General features: G+C 70.4%; 1 protein-coding gene. It reads left to right on the top strand.

What is annotated here, in order from left to right:
• The first annotated feature begins 141 nt into the window (after nt 1-141).
• Nucleotides 142-921 carry an HAD-IIA family hydrolase gene (locus ACFXA3_RS09910; protein ID WP_385184419.1) on the top strand — a complete coding sequence of 260 codons (780 nt, stop codon included), beginning with the start codon at nt 142-144 and terminating at the stop codon, nt 919-921.
• Nucleotides 922-1,029: the final 108 nt, after the last annotated feature.

Raw genomic sequence — 1,029 nt, 5'->3', positions numbered from 1 at the left:
CCCGGGGTTTGTGCCCGTTCCCGCCGCTCAACGGGGGGCCACCCGCCCCGGGGGGGGGGGGGGGGGGCCCCCCCCCCCCGCCGCCCCCCCGGCCCCGATAGGGTGGTTCAGACCAGCGGTCAAAGAGCGGAGAACAGTCCAGTGGCAGAGCGCAAGCCGATCGAATCCTGGCTCACCGACATGGACGGGGTCCTCATCCACGAGGGCACCCCGATCCCGGGCGCGGATGCCTTCATCAAGCGGCTGCGCGAATCGGGCAAGCCCTTCCTGGTCCTGACCAACAACTCCATCTACACCCCGCGCGACCTGCACGCCCGGCTGTTCCGGATGGGCCTGGACGTTCCCGTCGAGAACATCTGGACCTCGGCGCTCGCCACCGCCAAGTTCCTCGACGACCAGCGCCCGGGCGGCACCGCCTACGTCATCGGCGAGGCCGGCCTGACCACCGCCCTGCACGACATCGGGTACATCCTGACCGACCACGAGCCCGACTACGTGGTCCTCGGCGAGACCCGGACGTACAGCTTCGAGGCGATGACGAAGGCCGTTCGCCTGATCAACGCGGGCGCCCGCTTCATCTGCACCAACCCCGACGAGACCGGCCCCTCCACCGAAGGCCCGCTCCCGGCGACCGGCGCCGTCGCCGCGCTGATCACCAAGGCGACCGGCAAGCAGCCGTACTTCGCCGGCAAGCCCAACCCGCTGATGATGCGGACCGGCCTGAACGCCATCGGCGCGCACTCCGAGAGCAGCGCGATGATCGGCGACCGGATGGACACCGACGTCCTGGCCGGGCTGGAGGCCGGGATGCAGACCTTCCTCGTGCTGACCGGACTGACCTCCGTCGAGGACACCGAGAAGTTCCCCTACCGCCCGACCAAGACCGTCGACTCCATCGCCGACCTGGTCGATCTCGTCTGATCCGAACGGGTCAAGCGCGCGGGGGGGGGCGGGGGGGGGGCCGCGCCCCCCCCGGGCCCCCCGGGGTTGTGGGGGGGAGTTAGAAAAAAATACACAGGGGCCGCAATA

It is taken from the genome of Streptomyces sp. NPDC059456, from assembly GCF_042750055.1.
In the GTDB taxonomy this organism is placed as follows: domain Bacteria; phylum Actinomycetota; class Actinomycetes; order Streptomycetales; family Streptomycetaceae; genus Streptomyces.
This window is presented reverse-complemented; position numbering and strand designations above follow the sequence as displayed.